The sequence below is a fragment of the Pseudanabaena sp. PCC 9330 genome (genome assembly GCF_055795045.1).
Genome location: NZ_JAYFES010000107.1, coordinates 84,370 through 103,737, shown reverse-complemented (window position 1 = coordinate 103,737; position 19,368 = coordinate 84,370). Strand labels below are relative to the sequence as shown.

Here is a 19,368-nt window from a genome sequence, read left to right as displayed (position 1 = left end):
GGCTGGCTTTTGAAGCAGTCTCTTAGTCCCCATGCACCACCTCATCAATGAAGGCATCACGCTCTTCTTCAGTCATTGTGTCCCAATTGAGGTTTTTCCCCTGGGCAAGCACCCTGACCTTTTCGACTCCATAACGGGATAGCGATTCCCATTTGCCCCACTGTTGAAGCAGTAAAAACCTAAATATCTCTACTTGCTGATCGACTGGCAACTGCTTGACCAATTCAATAACCTGCTCATCACTCAAGGTTAGTGTTGCCATCTTGCCTCCTTATCTAATGAGGTAAAGCTCTTCTATTGTAAGTTAGACCAAGGCTGGGGCTGTCCTAGGGGCACTAAAGAAACCCATGGCGTTCTCCCACCCTAGGGAAGTTTGGTACGAAAGAGGGCGTTGCAGTGCTGCATTAGATCTTTGGGTCTGCCGCCGCAGGTGGCGATCAGATCGGCAATCTCATCGTCGCTGAAGCGAATGGGCGTGGGGGCCAGGCGGGTGGCGATAAACTGGCGCATGCTCTCCGCCGACCAGGGTTTAATCGGCTCTTCCCAGCAAATGCCGTGCAGGGGCGACACCATGCCACCGTCATAGCTGTCAGGGAATAGCGTTTCTAACGAGTCGCGGGCGGCCAGCACCAGGCGCAGGGGGGCGTCTTTGCCCTCCGAGAGGCCGCGCAGTTGGTCGCGCACCCGGCGCGAAAACTCATCCTGCACAATGCGCTCCACCTCATCCAAAATCAGCAGCAGGCGCTTGTCCCGCAGGGCGCGGTTGAGCTTGTTGCCGCGCGTATCTTCGGCGATGCCCACCTTGGCGCAGAGTTCTTCGTAAAACTCATCTTCGCTAAACAGCATCACCAGGTTGATAAAAATGGGCTGGCGCGGCAGGGTCAGCCGTCCCTCGGCCTGCCGGGCCACCTCCCGCAGCAGCGAAGATTTGCCCAGGTTGCGATCGCCAATCAGCGCCACATTGCTGCCGCTGTTGAGCACCTCAAAAATGCGGTTGAGGGTGCGATCGCAGTCAAAAAACTGCTCCGCCTCATCCACCGCCCCCGTCAGCGGCAAAAACGGGTTCTGCGTCTGCACCCGGCCTGGAAAGCTGGCTTTCTCCAGGGCATCTTCCGGCGGCAGGGGGCGGGCCAGTTCGCGGCGGGGATACAACGGGCGAGTTTCCGGCTTACCTCGCTTCTTTAGCGCCGCCGCAATGCCCTCGACGATCGATCGCTCCGCATCCCCCTCAGCCTTACCAACAATGTCGATGTAGTTGATCTGCCCCAGCAACCCCTCGGGCCTGCACTCCCCCACCCGAATGGGGATCAGTCGACTCTCTTGGGATTGGGGGTCTTGCTTAAAAGCAGCGGCCCACTCGGGGTGGGTGTATTTGGCCTGGAGGTAGTCGTCAGAGAGCACGGCGATCGTGCGGGTACAGCCCGCCGCTGCGTCATCCATCTCCAGCACAAAGTTATTGCCGGGCAAAAAATCCCACGCTTGAATTTTGACGGTGTAGCTGCGCTCTTCCAAAATCCAGGCGATCCACTCGGCCCAGGCTTTATCAGCACTGTTGTAGCTGACAAAAAAATCTCGTTGGGGTGGAGTCGCCGCCATAGATGCCCAGAATTTGCCTTCTACTATACTCAACTTCGTTGGGGAGCCGCTTGTAGCCTACAAACGGCACGGGTTGAGCAACAGCTTGAGTAGATGTTGTAGCAACGGGGAATTGGGTAAAGCCAACTGGCCCTGCCTACGGAAACAGTGACGAGAAATGGGCGATTCTTCCTACCGCTACGGGCGGTCAAACGCTACACTTTTGGTATGACTATGCTTCCTACCGATTGGAGTCCTATGCAGGTCGCTAAGCTGTCGATTTCGCTGCCTCAGCCTTTGCTCAGCTTTGTTGAAGCTTACCGGGCCAATCACGACTGCAAATCGCGATCGCAGGTCATTGAGCAAGCCCTAGAGCTACTGCGCGAAAAAGAACTAGAAGAAGCCTACGCTCTGGCGGCGCAAGAAACCGATAGCGCCTGGGACATCACCGCTGCCGATGGGCTCGCTGATGAAGCGTGGTGATATTTACTTTGCTGACCTCAATCCAGTCGTTGGTTCAGAGATTGCCAAGCAACGCCCGGTGCTAATCGTCAGCAATAATGCCAACAATCGCGCTGCTTCTACGGTTACGGTAGTCCCTCTCACATCTCAAGTGAGTCGGGTATACCCCTTTGAAGTCTTGCTGACTACTGCCGACAGCGGCTTACCCAAAGCCTCAAAAGCTCAAACGCAGCAAATTCGCACCATTTCAAAACAAAGAATAGTCGGTGGTCGAGTAGGACATTTGGAACCCGGCCCGATGCAGGCGATAGATGCGGCCCTCACGCTGCACCTCGGTCTACGCTAGCCGCTTCACTACACCGTCAGCCGCACCTTAGTAATGCCTTCGCGTAGGGGCTTTTGCTGCTGAGTCCAGAGCTGTTGAATAACTGGCCCTACCACAGGTGAGAGCAAGCTCAGCCCCTGGCGCAGAGGGTCAACCCGGCGCAGCAGTTCGCCCCGACTGGCTTCGTGGGCCTGGAGCCGCTGCGCCTCGATAATTTCGGGCTCGCGCTCGGCCTGAATGCGGGCGATCGCCCCATCGACCGCCTCAGCATCAATAGAGTCCCTTGATTTAAAGACAGGCACCAGGTGATTCGCCGCCACGATCGCATCCCGCAGCGCCATATTGATGCCCTGGGCGCGTACTGGCGACATGGGGTGAGCCGCATCCCCCAGCAGCAGCAGTCCAGGGCGGTGCCAGCGGGGGCAGCGGCCCACCACTACCGAGAGCCGCAGGGGGGCTGAAATGCTGTTTTTGGCGGATTGAAAATGATCCATAAACTCTGGCGGTACTAGGTCGGCAAAGGTCTTGGCCCAGTCTTTTTGTTCAGTAGGTTCGTCGGGGGCGATCGCCCAGGCCAGGTGCAATTTGCCCGCCTCGGCTCCGTGGAATAGGCTAAATACCCGGCCCCCTTTCACCACCGTACAAAAGCGATTGTCGGCCTCGTAGCCCGGTGGGGCAGACAGCTTAAACCACAGCACGTCAATGCTCTTGGGCTGGGTGTCGAGGGAGAGATCGGCCCGCTGGCGAATGACCGAAGCGCGACCGTCAGCCCCGATCACGAGATCTGCCTCAATGGTGCGACCATCGACCAGATGGACTCCAGCGACCCGTTCACCCTGCCACCGCAGGTCCTTCACGGCTGTGCCAGAGATCCACTCAAAGCCGGGGTGGGTCTGGGCGGTTTGCACCAGGGCGGCGAGCAATGGTGGCTGAGAGACTAGGGTGCAGGGGCGGGATGATCCCAGGGTCTCGTTGGCGCGGAAGAGGCGGCGATCGTTGAGCCAAAACTCCCAGGCGCTGAGGGGGCGGTGGGGAATGCTTTCGATCAGAGAATCCAGGCCCATCTGGTGGAGAGCATCTAACCCAGTGGGCATGAGCCCCTCGCCGCGAAACTGGCGCTGAAAGTCGCGGGCGGCCTCGACCAGGGTGACGGAGATGCCGCGCTGGGCCAGCAGTAGAGCCAGGGTAGCCCCGGTGGGGCCAGCGCCAGCGATGACCACTCTAGGCATGGTTGAATGGATGGCGTTTACAGAACCTTTGGTTCAGAATAGCGCTCGACAGAGCCCGATCGCCCTAGGGTGGATTATTAAGGCCAATTCTGGCAGCAAGATACCGAAGAATTTGGTTGCTTCCGAAGAGCGCAGGGCCTGCGCCCCTACGCGGGGATGTCTGCTCTGCCAGAGATCTCTTAATAAGGAGGGAACCGAGCGGCTGTCATTCCCGCCTGGGCGGGAATCCACTCGAAAGTATGCGGTTTTGGCTAGATGCCCGTTGCCACAGGAATGACGGGCATTGCCCCTAGGTCATGAATAATACAAACTAGGCAGTCCGTGAGGTAGAAGCTAGTGAGAATCGCTCTTTTGCCTTGCTCAGAGCCAGAGGAGCGCAGCTACTGTGGCACAATGGAAGACGCCCTGAGTTTAGATTGTGTTTGCCGTCATCTTTTGAAACGCCTGTGAATTCTACTGCTGCGACTCCCTCGGCCTCCTTTGCTCCCGCCCGCCGCGCGGTATTTCCCTTCACCGCTGTGATTGGCCAAGACGACATGAAGCTGGCCCTGCTGCTCAATGTCATTGACCCCAAAATTGGCGGGGTGATGATTATGGGCGATCGCGGTACGGGCAAATCGACCACCATTCGCGCCCTGGCCGACCTGCTGCCTGAGATTGAAACCGTAGCCGACGACCCCTTCAACCGATCGCCCCAAGATCAAGATGTTCACGCCGAGCGGGGTACCGACGACCTGCCCGTGGCGCTTAAGAAAGTGCCCATGGTCGATCTGCCCCTGGGAGCCACCGAAGACCGAGTCTGCGGCACCATCGACATCGAAAAAGCCCTTTCCGAAGGCGTCAAAGCTTTTGAGCCGGGCCTGTTGGCCAAGGCCAATCGCGGCATTCTCTACGTCGATGAGGTCAATCTGCTCGACGATCACCTGGTCGATGTGCTGCTCGACTCCGCCGCCTCCGGGTGGAACACCGTTGAGCGGGAGGGTATCTCCATTCGCCACCCGGCTCAGTTTGTGCTGGTGGGCTCGGGCAACCCTGAGGAAGGCGAACTGCGGCCCCAGCTGCTCGATCGCTTTGGTATGCACGCCGAGATTCGCACGGTGCGCGACCCCGAGCTGCGGGTGCAAATCGTAGAGCAACGCTCTGAGTTTGACCAAGACCCCACCACCTATCTCACCAAGCACCAGGCCGAACAGGAAGCGCTCCAGGTCAAGCTGGTCGAGGCGCGGGAGCGGCTGGCTTCGGTCACCCTCGACTACGACGATCGGGTACGCATCTCTGAGGTCTGCTCTGAGCTAGATGTCGACGGTCTGCGGGGCGACATTGTCACCAACCGGGCCGCTAAGGCGATCGCCGCCTACGAGGGCCGCACCGAAGTCACCCTCAACGACATCAAGCGCGTCATTGTGCTTTGCCTGCGCCACCGCCTGCGCAAAGACCCCCTAGAGAGCATCGACTCGGGCTACAAGGTCGAGAAAACATTCTGCAAGGTGTTTGGCCTGGCCGACCCCGACGATGCCGCAGTGAACGGTCGCCAGCCCGTGGGGGCGCGGTAGGCATTCCGTGGGTCAACGCATTTTTGGGCTTGACCCAGGGTTAGCCATTCTGGGGTTTGGGGTAATCGATGGTGATGACCCTGGCGTTGCGCCTACCCAATCTACCCAAGCCGAGGCAGCGGTGGTCGATTTTGGCGTGATCGAGACCCCGGCCAAAACTCCCGTGGGCGATCGCCTCTGCACCATCTACAGCGATCTACACAGCCTACTCGATCAGTACAAACCCGACCTGGTGGTGATTGAGAAATTTTTCTTTTACCGCATGGGTAATACCATTTTGGTGGCCCAGGCGCGGGGGGTAGTGATGCTAGTACTGGCTCAGCAAAACCTGCCCTACATCGAGTTTACCCCTGCCCAGGTCAAGCAGGCGCTGACTGGCTACGGCAATGCCGACAAGGCCGAGGTGCAGGAGGCAGTAGCTCGCGAACTGAACCTCGATCGCATTCCTCGCCCTGACGATGCCGCCGATGCCCTGGCCCTGGCCCTGGCCGGGTGGTATCAGCGCTGAGCGACGCTCGATACCAACCCTTGCTTGGATACTCTCGGTCGAGCAGGATTTGGCATAAGAGCAATTCTTATATTGAGGAGCGCAAACCAGTAGCGCAAACCGCAGGCGACCGTGCTCATCTAAGCCACAGGGCTGGGTTAGCCCAAGTTAAAGAGAAGGGAGCACATAATTTGTGCTCCCTTCTCTTTAGCTATTTGCTTAGCTATTTGCCCATCTATATGTCTTTAGACTAGGGGTTTAGAGACATGTAGATGGGTGGTACTGACATAGCTCCCTTGGGGTCAAGGGTCTACTGCCACTTAGAAGCGACCAGCTCCGCCAGGTCGACCACGCGCTGGCTGTAGCCCCACTCGTTGTCATACCAGGCCACTACTTTCACCATGTCGCCGCCCATCACCATGGTCAGGCTAGAGTCAACGATGGAAGACTCATCGGTCTTGCGGTAGTCGATGGAGACCAACGGCAGGTCGCTGTAGGCCAAAATGCCCTTCATGGGGCCTTCGGCAGCAGACTTGAGCACCTGGTTGACTTGGTCGGCGATCGCAGGCTTTTCGACCTGTACCACTAGGTCAACCACCGAGACGTTGGGGGTGGGCACCCGCAGGGCAATGCCGTTGAGCTTACCGGCCATTTCAGGAATGACTAGGGCTACCGCCTGGGCCGCACCGGTGGTGGTGGGCACAATGTTGAGAGCCGCAGCACGGGCCCGGCGCAGGTCGCGGTGGCTGGCGTCGAGCAGGCGCTGGTCGCCGGTATAGCTGTGGGTGGTGGTCATCGTGCCCTTGATGATGCCAAAGCTGTCGTTGAGCACTTTGACAACCGGAGCCAGGCAGTTGGTGGTGCAGCTAGCGTTGCTGACCACGTTGTGCCGGTCGTGGGTGTAGTCGGCATCGTTCACACCCATGACGTAGGTGCCAATGCCGCCGCCCTTGCCCGGCGCGGTAATCAATACTTTTTTCGCCCCGGCTTCGATGTGGCGAGAGGCCCCTTCTTCGCTGACAAACACGCCGGTAGACTCGATTACCAGATCAATATCCCAGGCGGCCCAGGGCAGGTTGTTGGGGTTGCGATCGGAATAGCATTTGATGGTTTTACCATTGACCGTCAGGGTGTCTTCCCCGGCGACGATGTCGGCATCGAGACGACCCAGCATAGAGTCGTACTTCAGCAGGTGGGAGTTAGTCTTAGGATCAGACGTATCGTTAATAGCTACCACCTCAAGCTGGCTGTTCTCGCGCGTCAACCAGCAGCGCAGAAAATTACGGCCAATGCGGCCAAAACCATTAATTGCTACTCTAACCACTGCGTTTAACCCTCTGTTGTAGTCGTACTAGGTATCTATTCTTAGACGAGACCATAATATCGCAAAGCATGATCCACTTTATAGAGTCATTCCATTGAACCGAATCTATGTCCAGTCGAGATCTGGGGCTTCATATCTATAGTTTGCGGCCCTGGAACCGGCGGTACCCAGGAGCTGAGCAGGTTGGCGCACGGTCATAGCATAAGTATTTTTACTCTTCGCCGCCGCTATGAATAGAAAATTGGTATGACATTTTTGTTTTTTGCTCCATGAGTTACGGCAGGAGGCGATCGCATCTCCTGGCTCTAAACGATCTACTCTAAAAATAGCTACACCCTTTGTCTGGCCAGCGATCGCCCCACTGCGGCATCTATTGCTCCTCTCCCATTGGGCTCCATCGAGTGAGGCTTGGCCTGCGCTCAAACCAGGCAAAGCTAAGCGCTAAAGCCGCCTCGGAACAGCCGCAACGCCCAGCCTTGATGTTTAGGCCAAATTAATAATTCTTGCTATGATTACGCCTGACACTTGGTGTGGTGTGGTGTTGTAAGGAGTGTAACGATGCCAATTTCCGTAGATTTTACCGGCAGACCTTTCCATTTCATTGGAATCGGCGGCATTGGCATGTCGGCATTGGCCTATATCTTGACTAAACGAAACCTGCCGGTCTCGGGCTCTGACCTTCGCCTCACCCACATCACTCGGCGCTTGCAGGAAGCCGGTGCGCATATCTTTTGGCAGCAAGAAGCCGCCAACTTAAACTATTTTTTAGAGGGCGATCGCTCGACAGTGGCCACCACAGGGGGCCGGTCGAGCGGTCGAAGTGTAGCCCTCGAGACCCGTTCAGCCGTTGCCGTGGTCGATCAAGGCGTTATTCCTCAGGTGATTTGTTCTACCGCCATTGATCCCCGCAATCCGGAGTACCAGGCGGCCCTAGATTTGGGGTGTCCCATTTTTCACCGGTCAGACGTGCTGGCGGCGCTCATTCGCGAGTACAACAGCATCGCGGTAGCCGGTACCCACGGCAAAACCACCACCAGCAGCATGATTGGGCACCTACTGCTAAAGGCAAACTTAGACCCAACCATTGTCGTGGGTGGCGAGGTGGCCATCTGGGGGGGCAATGCGCGCATTGGTCAGGGACCCTACCTAGTGGCTGAGGCCGATGAGTCAGACGGTACTCTGGCAAAATTGTCAGCCAGCATTGGCATCGTGACCAATATCGAGCTTGACCATACCGATCACTACCACGATCTAGCGCAGGTGGTGGCCACCTTTCAAACGTTTCAGCGGCAGTGTGGACTGCTGGTGGCTAGCGCCGACTGTGAGGTGGTGGTCAATAGCCTTAAGCCCGATGTGACCTACAGTCTGCATGCCAATACTGGTGCTACTTACCACGTCACTGATGTGACGTTTGGGGCTGAGGGCACCTCAGCTATGGTGTGGGAACTGGGTCAGCCCCTGGGCTCTTTGCACCTGCGAGTGCTGGGTTGCCACAACTTGAGCAATGCCCTGGCGGCAGTGGCCGTCGGTCGCCACCTGGGCATTGCCTTTGCCGATATTGCCGATGGTCTAGAGCAGTTTTGTGGTGCGCGGCGCCGGTTTGAGCATCGAGGCAGCTACAACGGCATTCAGTTTTTTGATGACTATGCCCACCACCCTAGCGAAATTCGTGCCACCCTGGCAGCTGCCCGCATTAAGGTTGATCAATCGTTGCCCACCCTGGCTGATAGCCGTCACAGTGGTGAGAGTCGTCGCGTTGTGGCTGTGTTTCAGCCCCACCGGTTTAGCCGCACTGCCGCTCTCTTAGACGATTTTACCGAGGCCTTTGGCGATGCGGATCAAGTCATTATGGCTGACATCTACAGCGCTGGCGAAAGCAATACCTTTGGAGTCTCAGGTCGGCAACTGGCCGATGTTGTCGCTGGAGCCCATCCTCGGGTGTTCTACGGCCATACCCTAGATGATATTCAGGCGGCTCTGGCCCACAGCCTGCGGCCCGGTGACCTAGTGATGTTTATGGGGGCGGGCAACCTCAATCAGATTATTCCCCAGGTCATGGCCTACTACGCCGAGGCCGAGATGCCGTCGCTGCAGGAGGCGTGCTAGCCAGCAGCCGTCTCTAGGGTTTTGAGTAGCAGGGGAAACAACCGTTGAGCACTGAGGCCATGAACCAAACCCTTGGGGCTGTGCCTGGTTTAGCTTGCTTAAAACCAGGGGCTTCGCTACAGCCGTTCACGACCTTTCGCGTCGGTGGCCCAGCAGAGTGGCTAGCGATGCCCCGTAGCCTGAGCGAGCTGGAGCAGTTGGTGGAGTGGGCGATCGCCGCTGATCTGCCGATGACGCCGCTGGGGGCTGGGTCAAATCTGCTGATTGGCGATCGCGGCATAGCGGGCCTGGTGATCTGCACCCGCCGCTGGCGCAGCACCCGGTTTGAGGGTGATGGGCGCGTCACCGTCGCCGCTGGCGAACCCCTGCCCACCCTGGCATGGAAGGCGGCCAAGCAGGGCTGTCGCGGGTTGGAATGGGCAGTGGGCATTCCCGGTACCGTGGGCGGAGCGGTAGTGATGAATGCTGGTGCCCACGGTGGCTGTGCGGCGAATGTGCTGGTGTCGACCACGGTGCTCGATCCCGATCGCGGCCTGGCCAAACTCACCCCCGCCGAGCTGGGCTTTCAATACCGCACGTCGGTGTTGCAGGGGGGCAGTCGGGTGGTGGTCGAGGCCACCTTTCAGCTGGATGCGGGGCACGACCCGGCGGTGGTGGTGGCCGATACCCTGGCGGGGCTCAACCAGCGGCGCGCCACCCAGCCCTACGATCTGCCCAACTGCGGCAGTGTCTTCCGCAACCCTTACCCTGACACAGCGGGGACGCTGATCGAAAAAGCGGGTCTGAAGGGCTACCGCATTGGCAACGCCCAGGTTGCCGAGCGCCACGCCAACTTTATCTTGAACCTGGGGGGCGCTACCGCGACGGAGATTCGCCATCTGATTTGCCATGTGCAGGGCGAGGTCGAGGCCCGCTGGGCGGTGCGCCTCCAGCCCGAGGTCAAGTTTATGGGCGAGTTTGGCGATCGCTAAAACGGTCTAGACCCATCGCCTGCATGACCGGGTCAGCGGCACCGACGACGGCCTGGGCAAAGTGCTGGGCCACGGGGGGTAGGTAGACAAAGGGGGCGCTAAATCCGGTCATTACCTGCAACCCTTCTACACCGGGCACAGCCCCCACCAGGGGCAGGCCATCGCGGCTAAAGCTGACTCGGCAGCGTCGCCAGGTGCCGGGCACCTCCGCCAGGGCAGGGATCTGGTCAGCGATCGCAGCCCGTAGTCGGCGATCGCTCTCCGCGGCCTCCAGATCCGCCTCCAGATCGGTCAGGGTGCGGCTAATTTGGCCCAGGCACAGATGGCGATCGCGAAACTGAATCGCTCCGCTATCGAGAATGGGAGGAGTGACTTCATAGCCCGGTTGATCCCACTGGGCATCGGTGGCGGGCTTACTGGCCTGAGACTCTAGGGAAAAACGCTGGGTTTGGGCAGGCATGATCAGCGCCCGCAGGGTCAGATCAAGCGGCGGCGTTTCGATCAGTTCTGCGTGGGTGTAGTAGAGGGGAATGTGAACCTGGGCCTGGTGGAGGAGCGATCGCGTAAACGCCCCGGCAGCGACCAAAACCTGCTTTGCCGGGTAGGCCTGCTCGGCGGTGAGCAGGCCTGTCACCTGGTTTTTGATGCGTACCAGATCTACCACTTCGGCAATGATGCGGGTGCCGCCCAATCGCTGAAAGGCTTGATTGTAGGCCTTGACCAGAGCGGTGGGAGAAACATGGCCGTGGCGAACGGTAAAGGCTCCGGCGATCGCACCTGGATTTAGCAGTGGCTCTAGTTCCTGGGCTGCCGTCGCCGACACAAACCGGGGCGGCGTGGCGCATTGGGCGTAGGGCTTGGCCGCCGTCTCGGGGTCACCATCCAGGCCCAGGGTCAAGACCAGATCCAGCTCTCGAAACTCGGTATCGGCGTCTAGCTCATCGCTGAGCTGGCGGTGCTTGGCGATGCCCTCCTCACACAGCTGCTGGGTTAGCGGCGTACTGCCCGACCAGTAGGGGATGCCGCCGTAGCTGTAGCGGGTGGCGTTGCCGGGGTCGAGGGCGCGATCAATCAACAGCACCGACAACCCACACCGGGCCAACTCGTAGCTGACCGCAGCCCCCACCAAACCGTTGCCCACTACAATCCAGTCAAAGGTTTCCATGGCTAGGCGTAGACCTGGCTGAGGATAATCCGCAGGCGATCGTAGTCATCCTTTAAGAACACGCTCAGGGTGCGTCCGGCATTGACCAACCAGGCGCGATCGAGTTTACGCAGCTGGTAGCCCTGGCGCAGCACTGCCGCCACCAGGCTATCCACCGGAGCGCTGCCCATGGCCAGCAGGGTTCTGAGAAAATCGAGCTGATCGGTGAACTCAATCACCGCCTCGGGGGTGCAGCAGAACACCGCCTGATGCACCTGGGGCGGACGCGGCGGCAGGTGCTGAAAAATTGACCCCTGGGGCCTTCCGGCCAGGTCGGGAGCGCGAAAGCCGACGATCGCCGCCTTAAACTCGGTCTTGAGCATGGCAAAGATCTGGGGCTGCTGCTGACGCAGGTCTTCGAGCGATAGGCCCAGCGCCCGCGCCCGGTGCACCGAGTCGATGGGGCTGGTGGTGGCGTGGTAGACCACCCCGTACACCCGATTGTTCGACTCTTCATCGATCGCATGAACCCAGCTGCCAAATGGGGGCATGGCAGAAAAGGCCAGAGCTTCGGGTTCTAGACACTGGGCCAAAAACTCCGTGGTGGCGGTTTCGATCACCTCGGCGATGTGGTCGGTGGGTCGGGCTTGGGCAGCAGCCTGGGGAAGGGGTAAGCGCATGGCCAGACCTAGCGGCGCTTGCCGCTGCTGACCGGTTCCAGCTCTGACATTTCAAAGGTCACCAGCTTATCCCAATTGCCGCCCTCAAACAGCACCGCCACTTTGCCGTCGGTGATGCGCTGCACCAGACCCTGAAAACCGTAGTAGGTGTCGTTGATATTGATGACTGTAACCGGAGCCCCAGGAAAAATCATGATGACCACTGCTTTGGATCTGCCTCTATAGTTTAAGCCCCTCTATGGTTTAAGCCAATGGGCTGAACTGACCTATTGTCGGAGACACATCCGAGTGGCAGAGGGTTTAGCTACTGGTGCCTAGGTTGTTCTAGGTCGTGGGGCAGTAAGCCTGAATAGAGGCTACCGCCTTTGACGGTAAGCGCCTGAGCACGCCTGCGGCGACAAGGCCGGGCTCAGCGGCGACATCAGCACCGTGCTTTGCTTGGGTCGGGCACGATTGGAAGCCGTAGATGGCCTGACAGGCCGTTAGCTTTAGGGGTAACAAAAGAACCACCCCCAAGACATCTCTCACCTATCTTCAGGCATTTCTAAGCAAAAACTCACGTGGCCAAATCTGGTAGAGCTTAGTCTGAGTTAGATTCAGAAATCGGCTTGAAACGGTAAAAACCTGTTTCCAGCTCATAGTTTGAATTCTCATTCTTTGCCCCTAATTTTGGATAACTAATCGCCATGAATACTAAATACGTTGCTGTTGCGATCGCCGCTGGTTTAATGACGTTGGGTTTGAGCAGCAGCTTACACGCCTCCATGTCTCGCGATATGCCCACCGTCGGATCTAGCCCTGCTCAGGAGCTGACCCAGATGCAATCGACGCGATTTCCTGCGGTCTACACTGAAAATGGCGTAGCCCTAGATGGCCAAGATGTGGTGGCTTACTTTACCCAAAGTGAACCCGTGGCGGGCAGCGCTCAATATTCCCACAGTTGGAACGGTGCTGAATGGCTATTTTCTAGCGCAGAAAACCGCGATTTGTTTGCCCAAAACCCGGCGGCCTATGCCCCCCAGTATGGCGGCTACTGCGCTAAAGCTGCTGCTGGTGGTGTTTTAGCGACCACTATACCCGCTGCCTGGCAGGTGCGCGACGGCAAGCTCTACCTAAACTACAGCGCCGCTGCCCAGGCTGAGTTTCAGCAAGATACAGACACCAAAATTATGCAGGCCAATGCCAACTGGCCCTCAATTTTGAACAACGACACGCTGAAGGAGTAGTCTTCAGAGCGATCGGCTGCTCTGGGAAAATGGCTGACTTGGGTCGGCAGTGCCCAACCTGTCGATAGAGCCAACCTCACTCTGGGCTCGGGAGCTTTTGTCTGGGCAATGCTGGGTGTAAATCGCTGCTGTCCACAACATGGGACGGCGGCGGTTCACACTATCGTCACAGGGCTGTCATCGGCCTGACACGATCGCCCCCTAAGGTGCCAACCTAAGGACACCTAAACCGGTGCTCCCCGCGAATTTCCATCGTGGATTCGCAGTTGACCATAGGCGAGGATCATCGCAATGAAACCTTCAATTTTGTTCAAAGCCCTGCTCTCGGCCACCCTGTTGCTGGGTACGCCGGTCGCGGCGGTGGCCCAGGGCCAGGAGGTACCAGCCCCCGCCCCGACTACCCCGGTAGAGGTGTCTGATACCCAAATTGATCGCTTTGTCAGCGCCTATCAGGCCATTCAAGCCATTCAGCAGGGGGTGCAGGCCGACCTGATCGCTGCCGTTGAGGCTGAGGGGCTAACAGTAGATGACTACAATGCGATCGCCGAAGCCCAGCAATCGCCCACGGCTGAGGTGCCTGCCGAGCAGGCCGAGCAGTTTGCCGCCGCTGCCCAGCAGGTTGCGGCCCGGCGACAGGAAGCTAGCCAGGAGATTCAATCTGCCATCGAAGCTGAGGCTTTGACCGTGGCTGAGTTTGAGCAAATTATGGCCCAGGCCCAGCAAGACCCTGAGCTCAGGCAGGCGATCGCCACAAAGTTGGCCGAGTAAGATCAGCCATTTGTGCTGGGGCCGGGGGCAGAGGTCACGGCTCTGGCGCAAACGAGCTTGGGCTTTAACCAGAAGAGAGACGACATTTGCTGGAGTATGACTGTCGCGAAGATTGCTTTAAACTCTAAAATCAGGGTCACCGTTCCACGGCCCTTCCCGTAGGCAGCCCCGCCCCTATGACCGACAACAGCCCCCCGCCCACCTGTTTGGCCTGTCAGCTTTTGACGGGCAGTCAGCCAGTGCCTGGCGGTACCATTGCCGAGAACCCCTGGTGGGTGGCCGATCACTGCGTTGGCCCCTATGGCTTGGGTTCGGTGGTGGTTAAAACCCGCCTCCACCGAGAAAATCTGTGGGATTTGTCCATGGCTGAGTCGGCGTCTTTAGGGCCATTTTTGCAGCAGATGTCGGAGGCGATCGCCCTGGCCATGGAAGCCGAACGGGTCTACGTCAGTCTGTGGGTTGACCAACCGCCTTACCACGTGCACTTTGTGCTGCAACCCCGCTACCCCGATGGTCATCATCCTGAGGAACTGGGACTTAAGGGGTTGGAACTACAGGTATTTCGCACCCTGGGCAAGCCACCCAGCGAGGCTGCTATGGCCGATGCCGCCGATCGCATTCGAGCCGTGTGGCAAGAAAAATTCGCCGCCACCCCATGCGAGCGGACTGCGGGTTGAGACTGGCCAGTTTGGAGCCATGATACAGGTTGAGATCCACAACGATGGCCCTGTGACTCTGCGGCTGGAGCGAGAAGCTGTGATGTAGAGAGCCCAGTGTTTTTCGCCAAATCTTGCCTGCTCAGCCATCAGCCCTGGCTAGAACCCTGAGTTTTGCCAAAATGGGCAGATTAGGGATTTAACACTTGCACAACTATCAACCCCTTGGCCAGGGCCAACTCGGCCAGTACTGTTGAGGCAGGTTCTATATCTTTCGCAAAGGTCTCTGCAATAAACCCCCTTGAAAAGGGGGCAATCATGCGTGGTGTCCTAGGAAGCCAAGGCAATTTCAACCATTTCCTGAAGCTTGCCGTTTTGGTAAAGCTCAATGAGGATATCGGAACCGCCCACAAACTCGCCGTTGATATAGACCTGGGGAATAGTCGGCCAGTTTGAATATTCTTTAATGCCCTGGCGAATGTCTGGGTCAGCCAGCACATCAACCGTCTCGAAGGGCACTCCCAGCACATTGAGAATTTGCACAACGTTGTTGGAGAAGCCGCACTGAGGCATAAGCTTATTGCCTTTCATGAAAACCATGATGGTGTTGGTCTGAACCAGCTGGTCGAGCCTTTCTTTAGTTGCCGAATCCATAGTGTCAATACCTTTGAGAAGCGGAATAAACAGTCGAGACAGAACAAGATCTAGGCGCTTTGGGTAGCCCAACCTTCTGGAGTGTATGTTTTTAAGGCTAGCGCATGGATAGCCTCAGAGGACATGGCCTCGCGTACGGCTCCGTACACCAGCTGGTGCTGCTGCACCAGGCTGAGCCCTGCAAACTTTGATGAAACCACTACTACCTGGTAGTGGTCGCCGCCACCGGTCAAATCTTGCACCTGCACGTCGGCGTCGGGGAGGCCAGCTTTGATCATGGCGCTAACCTGGTCGGGAGTAATCATAGGACTGCTGTGTTCCAAGGGTGGATGGGTGGGAGGAGAAAACTACCTCAAGACCATCTTGCCAGGAGACATGACCATTTGATGGCGATCGCCAGTCTGGTTGAAGCATTTTACCGATGCTAAGGGCCCACATTCTTTGGGATGCTAAATGCACTAACCAATGGCACTGGGCTATCGCTGACCACCAGGCAGGCGTTTGGGGTGATGCCTGAGTTAAGGGGTTACAGGCTCAGCAGGGGTAGTGGCCGAGCGCCCAGCGTAGGGTTCATCGACAAACCCCAGCTCAAACAGCTGTTGGTAGGCGCGCTGGCCCAGGTCACGGGTGGGCTGCTGGCTGCGTAAAATTTCCATTAGCAGGGGCACAGCTTGGCTGGGCTGATTTTGGGCACGGTACACGAGGGCCAGCTGGTAGGCGGCCTGGTCACGCAGTTGGGCGGTTTCTAGGGCTTTTTCGCGGTGGGTGCGGTTGATCTGGGTGTCAATGCCGACAAACATTTGGGCCAGCTCTTGGTAATAGGTAGAGAGCTGGTTGAAGTTTTCGCGCGCCTGCTGGAGCTTAGTCTCGGCCAGGGGATAGTTTTGCTCAGCGATCGCGGCACTGGCTTCGGTCATCAGCTGTTGCCCGCTGGCAATGGTCAGGGAGTTGGCCGCCTGGGTCATGGGCCGAGTGGGGTCTGCACCATTTTGGGCCAATGCCGCTTCAGCCATTCCCCCAACCAGGGCTACAGACAGCACGGCAGCGGCACAACTGGCCAGGGAGTAACGTAGAGAACGACAGGAAGCGGCCATAGAGAAAATATAGTGAGGGACAATCAAACTGAAATTCACTGGGGTATCTTATCATCTCGGTATGGCGTAACACCTAGGTTTGGGCCAGTGATGCAATTGTCCTTCAGGATGTGGGTAATTGCCCACTCCACCGAGAGCTGGGCTGGGTGCAAGCGCCCAGGCTGGACCGCTGTAGGCTGGAGAAACCGCCAAAAACTATGACTGGATCATCCGCCGACCCTCGCCTTCCCATCGGCCCCCGCCCAGACTTTAGCGGTGAGATTTTGCAGCGCGGTGGCGAAGAGTTGCTTTTAGAAAAGGTGCCCACCCGGTTCACCACGCGCCTAGCAGACCCAGGTGCAATCCAGGCGTTGCAGCAGTGGCTCAGACCGGAGGCGGTGCGGGCAGTGGCGGGCGGGCAGCTGGTGGAATGGCAGGTGGCGGCAGCGGCCCTAGAGCCCACTCTGGCCCTGGCTCGTCAAGATCACCGGGTGCTGTTTGCTAGCCATGTCTACTGCCTGGTCGATAGCCCCCAAACCTGGGTCTACCTGACCGAGCAGCTGACGGTGCAGTTTGCCCCCGACGTGGGGGCCGCTCAGATTGAGGCCAGTTTGGCGGAGCTGGGGCTGGCGATCGCCAAGCCGCTGGTGGGCATTCCCAACACCTTTGTGGTCACGGTTACCCCAGCGGCCCCCGAGAACCCAATTAAGCTGGCCAACCGGCTGATGGCGATGGCTACGGTGCTGACGGCAGAGCCTAACCTGGCGATCGCAACTGGGGGGCTCTACCGCCCGACGGACGATCGCTTTCCCCAGCAGTGGCACCTGTCCCACAGCGGTGGGGCCAGCTTGGCGGCAGGGTCACATATCTCTGCCGAGGCCGCCTGGGATATTACCCGAGGGGCGCGATCGGTGGTGATTGCTGTCAGCGACGACGGCTTTGACCTCAACCACCCCGACCTGCAGGGTATGGGCAAGCTGGTAGCCCCACTCGATTTGAGAGATAAAGACGCGGTGCCCCTGCCCAGCCAGCCCAGCGATAACCACGGCACGGCGGTGGCGGGTCTGGCCATTGGCGAAGAAAATGCCATTGGCATTGTTGGGGTGGCACCGGGCTGCGCCTTTATGCCCATTCGCACTACGGGCTTTATCGACGACAGTGCGATCGAGCAGCTGTTTGACGAAGCGGTGCGGCGGGGAGCCGATGTGATTACCTGTAGCTGGTCGCCTGCGGCCAACTACTTTCCGCTGACGCTGCGTCAGACCAATGCGCTGACGAGGGCGGCTACCGCCGGGCGCAACGGCAAGGGCTGTGTGATTGTGTTTTCGGCGGGCAACGCTAACCGCCCGGTCAGCGGCACCGTCAACGAAACTCAGTGGCCCTCCAATGCCCTCAGTGGGGCAACTCGATGGCTGAGCGGCTTTGCCATTCACCCCGATGTGATTGCGGTGTCGGCGTCGACCAGCTTGGGCACCAAGGCGGCCTACAGCAACTGGGGCGAGCACATCGCGGTGACGGCCCCCAGCAACAACGCGCCCCCGAGCATGGCGCTGCCCCAGGTGGGCAATGTGCAGACCGGGCCGCCCATTCGCCAGGTGCTGCCGGGGCTGGGCATGGTGACGAGCGATCGCACCCAGGGAGAGGGCTACAGCCGCGACGACTTTACCAATACCTTTGGCGGCACCTCTAGCTCTTGCCCGGTGGTGGCGGGGGTGGCGGGGCTGATGCTGTCAGTCAACCCCAATTTGACGGCCTGCCAGGTGCGCGAAATTCTTCAGACTACCGCCGACAAAATTGTCGATCGCAATCCCGACCCCCAGCTCGGCCTTCTGTACGGCACCTACAACGCCAACGGCCACTCCCAGTGGTTTGGCTACGGCAAGGTGAACGCGGCGGCGGCGGTGCGCGAGGCCCAGCGGCGAGGGTTTGCCGGACGGCAGCTAGGGCGAGTAGTAGAGCAGCAAAACCAGACCGAACAGGCCATCCCAGACAATCAGCCGGGCGGAGTAGAGAGCAGTGTGGCGATTCGCGAAGCGATCCCTTCGGGAATCGCTGCTGCCGGGGCCGTAACTGATATCAGCGTGGATGTCGCCCTGGATCACGAGTTTTTAGGGGATATCAGCCTGAGCTTAGTTGCCCCCAGCGGTACGACTGTGCTGCTGCAAGGCCGCACCCTGGGCCGTCAACGGGAGCTTCGCCAAACCTATAGCCTGGAGACCACCCCGGTGCTCGTCAGAGTGCTGGGCCAACCAGCCCAGGGCTCTTGGCGACTGCGGGTGGTAGATAGTGCTGCCGGTGCCACCGGTACCCTGCGGCGTTGGAGGCTGACCCTAGGGGTGAGCTAGCCCTAAAACAATCGGTTACTGAGAAACTCGATGCCGGTTTTAACCGCCTCGTAGCCAAAGGTCAAAATTAGCGTGGTGAGAATGCCTCCCATCACACACAGCACCAGACCGCCCAGGCTGATGGCACCGTCGTCGTCGAGCAGGCCAAAACCCGTCACAAAAATGCCCATAGCCGGTAGGGTATTGGTGCCCGGAATCGGAATCATCATGGAGATGGCCATCAGCGCGATCGCCAACCCCAGCACCGTACGCCCAGGCACACTAGTACACACAGGGCTCAGGCGCGGTCGAGAGATCGCTTCTAGCCGCCGCAGCCATGGACTGCCCGCCTTGACAATTTTCTGCACCGATACCAGGTCAAACTGTTTGTCGTTCCATTTTTCGGGCATCCAGGGGCGGGTGCGGCCCGCAATTAGCTGCACCGCCAGCAGAAAAAGGACGATACCAAAGGGTACCGAGTAGCCCGGTGCTGGCAACGGCAGCGCCGAGGGCAGCGCCAGCAGCACAAACAAAAAACCAAAGGTACGCTCACCGGCCAGAGTTAAAATTTCCTTGAGGGTGACCTGGGGCGTAGTGACCTCTTCAAAAAAATAGCGATTGAGTTCGGTGGAAAGACGAGCCATAGAAGTTTATGTAAAAGGTTGAGCCATAGGAATACCGTGGACAGATACGCCCTAGATCGCCAAATGCGATCGCACCGCTTGGGCGATCGCAAATTCTGCCTACCATAGCAAATTTGCCGGCCACTCCCTTCCAGCAGAGCACAGATTTACCACAGCTTTGCAGACCT

21 protein-coding genes and 1 pseudogene are annotated in these 19,368 nt (G+C 58.6%); 11 read left to right on the top strand and 11 right to left on the bottom strand.

Translation table 11 applies throughout. The features are described from left to right. Positions 1-22: 22 nt before the first annotated feature. The gene (locus AC0QKW_RS14320; RefSeq protein WP_473151751.1) at positions 23-262 is read right to left on the bottom strand and encodes a hypothetical protein; all 240 of its coding nucleotides are present in this window, start codon (positions 260-262) and stop codon (positions 23-25) included. 101 nt (positions 263-363) lie between these two features. Continuing rightward, positions 364-1,596, bottom strand: coding sequence for a TIR domain-containing protein (locus AC0QKW_RS14315; protein ID WP_473151750.1), 1,233 nt, complete (start codon positions 1,594-1,596; stop codon positions 364-366). Between the two features lie 237 nt (positions 1,597-1,833). Here AC0QKW_RS14315 and AC0QKW_RS14310 point away from each other — a divergent pair, with 237 nt between their 5' ends. After that, a complete protein-coding gene (locus tag AC0QKW_RS14310; RefSeq protein WP_473151872.1) occupies positions 1,834-2,058 on the top strand; it encodes a CopG family transcriptional regulator in 225 nt (74 codons plus the stop codon). Then, complete coding sequence (locus AC0QKW_RS14305) at positions 2,045-2,383, top strand: type II toxin-antitoxin system PemK/MazF family toxin (RefSeq protein WP_473151749.1); 339 nt, start codon at positions 2,045-2,047, stop codon at positions 2,381-2,383. The genes AC0QKW_RS14310 and AC0QKW_RS14305 overlap by 14 nt, the downstream gene beginning before the upstream one ends. An 8-nt stretch (positions 2,384-2,391) precedes the next feature. On the opposite strand, the gene AC0QKW_RS14300 is transcribed toward AC0QKW_RS14305, so the two are convergent. Further along, complete coding sequence (locus tag AC0QKW_RS14300) at positions 2,392-3,591, bottom strand: FAD-dependent monooxygenase (RefSeq protein ID WP_473151748.1); 1,200 nt, start codon at positions 3,589-3,591, stop codon at positions 2,392-2,394. 446 nt (positions 3,592-4,037) lie between these two features. Between AC0QKW_RS14300 and bchI the strand changes: the two genes are divergently transcribed. Further along, a complete protein-coding gene (gene bchI / locus AC0QKW_RS14295; RefSeq protein WP_473151747.1) occupies positions 4,038-5,144 on the top strand; it encodes a magnesium chelatase ATPase subunit I in 1,107 nt (368 codons plus the stop codon). Between the two features lie 7 nt (positions 5,145-5,151). Beyond that, positions 5,152-5,652, top strand: a complete 501-nt coding sequence (gene ruvC / locus AC0QKW_RS14290) for a crossover junction endodeoxyribonuclease RuvC (protein ID WP_473151746.1) — start codon at positions 5,152-5,154, stop codon at positions 5,650-5,652. 289 nt (positions 5,653-5,941) lie between these two features. Here ruvC and AC0QKW_RS14285 read toward each other — a convergent pair whose 3' ends face one another. Further along, positions 5,942-6,955, bottom strand: a complete 1,014-nt coding sequence (locus AC0QKW_RS14285) for a type I glyceraldehyde-3-phosphate dehydrogenase (RefSeq protein ID WP_473151745.1) — start codon at positions 6,953-6,955, stop codon at positions 5,942-5,944. Positions 6,956-7,513: 558 nt separating this feature from the next. Here AC0QKW_RS14285 and murC point away from each other — a divergent pair. Both murC and murB read left to right on the top strand, forming a co-directional pair. Then, entirely contained in the window at positions 7,514-9,061 is a 1,548-nt protein-coding gene (gene murC / locus AC0QKW_RS14280) for a UDP-N-acetylmuramate--L-alanine ligase (protein ID WP_473151744.1), read from the top strand. A gap of 59 nt (positions 9,062-9,120) precedes the next feature. Continuing rightward, positions 9,121-10,032: a UDP-N-acetylmuramate dehydrogenase gene (gene murB, locus AC0QKW_RS14275; RefSeq protein WP_473151743.1), complete on the top strand. Its 912-nt coding sequence runs from the start codon at positions 9,121-9,123 to the stop codon at positions 10,030-10,032. Here murB and AC0QKW_RS14270 read toward each other — a convergent pair. Genes AC0QKW_RS14270 through AC0QKW_RS14260 form a run of 3 tightly spaced genes read right to left on the bottom strand, consistent with a single transcriptional unit; the run spans position 10,007 to position 12,050 of the window. Next, complete coding sequence (locus AC0QKW_RS14270) at positions 10,007-11,197, bottom strand: NAD(P)/FAD-dependent oxidoreductase (RefSeq protein WP_473151742.1); 1,191 nt, start codon at positions 11,195-11,197, stop codon at positions 10,007-10,009. The genes murB and AC0QKW_RS14270 overlap by 26 nt on opposite strands. A gap of 2 nt (positions 11,198-11,199) precedes the next feature. Next, positions 11,200-11,856 (bottom strand): HAS-barrel domain-containing protein, encoded by a 657-nt coding sequence (locus tag AC0QKW_RS14265; RefSeq protein ID WP_473151741.1) that lies wholly within the window; start codon positions 11,854-11,856, stop codon positions 11,200-11,202. A gap of 8 nt (positions 11,857-11,864) precedes the next feature. After that, complete coding sequence (locus AC0QKW_RS14260) at positions 11,865-12,050, bottom strand: NAD(P)H dehydrogenase subunit NdhS (protein ID WP_073610644.1); 186 nt, start codon at positions 12,048-12,050, stop codon at positions 11,865-11,867. Positions 12,051-12,542: 492 nt separating this feature from the next. On the opposite strand from AC0QKW_RS14260, the gene AC0QKW_RS14255 reads away from it, so the two are divergent. The 4 genes and pseudogenes from AC0QKW_RS14255 to AC0QKW_RS14240 form a co-directional block, all read left to right on the top strand. Further along, the gene (locus AC0QKW_RS14255; protein WP_473151740.1) at positions 12,543-13,082 is read left to right on the top strand and encodes a YHS domain-containing (seleno)protein; all 540 of its coding nucleotides are present in this window, start codon (positions 12,543-12,545) and stop codon (positions 13,080-13,082) included. A gap of 291 nt (positions 13,083-13,373) precedes the next feature. Further along, positions 13,374-13,850, top strand: a complete 477-nt coding sequence (locus tag AC0QKW_RS14250) for a DUF4168 domain-containing protein (RefSeq protein WP_473151739.1) — start codon at positions 13,374-13,376, stop codon at positions 13,848-13,850. A 176-nt stretch (positions 13,851-14,026) separates the two neighbouring features. Further along, the gene (locus tag AC0QKW_RS14245) at positions 14,027-14,527 is read left to right on the top strand and encodes an HIT family protein (RefSeq protein WP_473151738.1); all 501 of its coding nucleotides are present in this window, start codon (positions 14,027-14,029) and stop codon (positions 14,525-14,527) included. Beyond that, positions 14,511-14,615: pseudogene (locus AC0QKW_RS14240) on the top strand (D-aminoacyl-tRNA deacylase); the annotation flags it as partial. The gene AC0QKW_RS14245 and the pseudogene AC0QKW_RS14240, both read left to right, overlap by 17 nt. Positions 14,616-14,836: 221 nt before the next feature. Here the strand turns inward: AC0QKW_RS14240 and grxD are convergent. The 3 genes from grxD to AC0QKW_RS14225 form a co-directional block, all read right to left on the bottom strand. Continuing rightward, positions 14,837-15,160 carry a Grx4 family monothiol glutaredoxin gene (grxD, locus tag AC0QKW_RS14235; protein WP_473151737.1) on the bottom strand — a complete coding sequence of 108 codons (324 nt, stop codon included), beginning with the start codon at positions 15,158-15,160 and terminating at the stop codon, positions 14,837-14,839. Between the two features lie 50 nt (positions 15,161-15,210). Next, positions 15,211-15,465 carry a BolA family protein gene (locus AC0QKW_RS14230; RefSeq protein WP_473151736.1) on the bottom strand — a complete coding sequence of 85 codons (255 nt, stop codon included), beginning with the start codon at positions 15,463-15,465 and terminating at the stop codon, positions 15,211-15,213. A 213-nt stretch (positions 15,466-15,678) separates the two neighbouring features. Further along, positions 15,679-16,254, bottom strand: a complete 576-nt coding sequence (locus tag AC0QKW_RS14225; RefSeq protein ID WP_473151735.1) for a hypothetical protein — start codon at positions 16,252-16,254, stop codon at positions 15,679-15,681. 197 nt (positions 16,255-16,451) lie between these two features. Between AC0QKW_RS14225 and AC0QKW_RS14220 the strand changes: the two genes are divergently transcribed. Further along, positions 16,452-18,578: a S8 family serine peptidase gene (locus AC0QKW_RS14220; RefSeq protein ID WP_473151734.1), complete on the top strand. Its 2,127-nt coding sequence runs from the start codon at positions 16,452-16,454 to the stop codon at positions 18,576-18,578. 2 nt (positions 18,579-18,580) lie between these two features. Here AC0QKW_RS14220 and AC0QKW_RS14215 read toward each other — a convergent pair whose 3' ends face one another. Then, a complete protein-coding gene (locus AC0QKW_RS14215; protein WP_473151733.1) occupies positions 18,581-19,201 on the bottom strand; it encodes an exopolysaccharide biosynthesis protein in 621 nt (206 codons plus the stop codon). Positions 19,202-19,368 lie beyond the last annotated feature (167 nt).

Coding starts and splice junctions, on each gene's coding strand:
- AC0QKW_RS14270 (WP_473151742.1), bottom strand. CDS start 11,197: ATGGAAACCTTTGACTGGATTGTAGTGGGCAACGGTTTGGTGGGGGCT.
- murC (WP_473151744.1), top strand. CDS start 7,514: ATGCCAATTTCCGTAGATTTTACCGGCAGACCTTTCCATTTCATTGGA.
- AC0QKW_RS14260 (WP_073610644.1), bottom strand. CDS start 12,050: ATGATTTTTCCTGGGGCTCCGGTTACAGTCATCAATATCAACGACACC.
- murB (WP_473151743.1), top strand. CDS start 9,121: ATGAACCAAACCCTTGGGGCTGTGCCTGGTTTAGCTTGCTTAAAACCA.
- AC0QKW_RS14215 (WP_473151733.1), bottom strand. CDS start 19,201: ATGGCTCGTCTTTCCACCGAACTCAATCGCTATTTTTTTGAAGAGGTC.
- AC0QKW_RS14245 (WP_473151738.1), top strand. CDS start 14,027: ATGACCGACAACAGCCCCCCGCCCACCTGTTTGGCCTGTCAGCTTTTG.
- AC0QKW_RS14315 (WP_473151750.1), bottom strand. CDS start 1,596: ATGGCGGCGACTCCACCCCAACGAGATTTTTTTGTCAGCTACAACAGT.
- grxD (WP_473151737.1), bottom strand. CDS start 15,160: ATGGATTCGGCAACTAAAGAAAGGCTCGACCAGCTGGTTCAGACCAAC.
- AC0QKW_RS14255 (WP_473151740.1), top strand. CDS start 12,543: ATGAATACTAAATACGTTGCTGTTGCGATCGCCGCTGGTTTAATGACG.
- AC0QKW_RS14300 (WP_473151748.1), bottom strand. CDS start 3,591: ATGCCTAGAGTGGTCATCGCTGGCGCTGGCCCCACCGGGGCTACCCTG.
- AC0QKW_RS14265 (WP_473151741.1), bottom strand. CDS start 11,856: ATGCGCTTACCCCTTCCCCAGGCTGCTGCCCAAGCCCGACCCACCGAC.
- AC0QKW_RS14310 (WP_473151872.1), top strand. CDS start 1,834: ATGCAGGTCGCTAAGCTGTCGATTTCGCTGCCTCAGCCTTTGCTCAGC.
- AC0QKW_RS14305 (WP_473151749.1), top strand. CDS start 2,045: ATGAAGCGTGGTGATATTTACTTTGCTGACCTCAATCCAGTCGTTGGT.
- AC0QKW_RS14220 (WP_473151734.1), top strand. CDS start 16,452: ATGACTGGATCATCCGCCGACCCTCGCCTTCCCATCGGCCCCCGCCCA.
- AC0QKW_RS14230 (WP_473151736.1), bottom strand. CDS start 15,465: ATGATTACTCCCGACCAGGTTAGCGCCATGATCAAAGCTGGCCTCCCC.
- AC0QKW_RS14250 (WP_473151739.1), top strand. CDS start 13,374: ATGAAACCTTCAATTTTGTTCAAAGCCCTGCTCTCGGCCACCCTGTTG.
- AC0QKW_RS14225 (WP_473151735.1), bottom strand. CDS start 16,254: ATGGCCGCTTCCTGTCGTTCTCTACGTTACTCCCTGGCCAGTTGTGCC.
- AC0QKW_RS14320 (WP_473151751.1), bottom strand. CDS start 262: ATGGCAACACTAACCTTGAGTGATGAGCAGGTTATTGAATTGGTCAAG.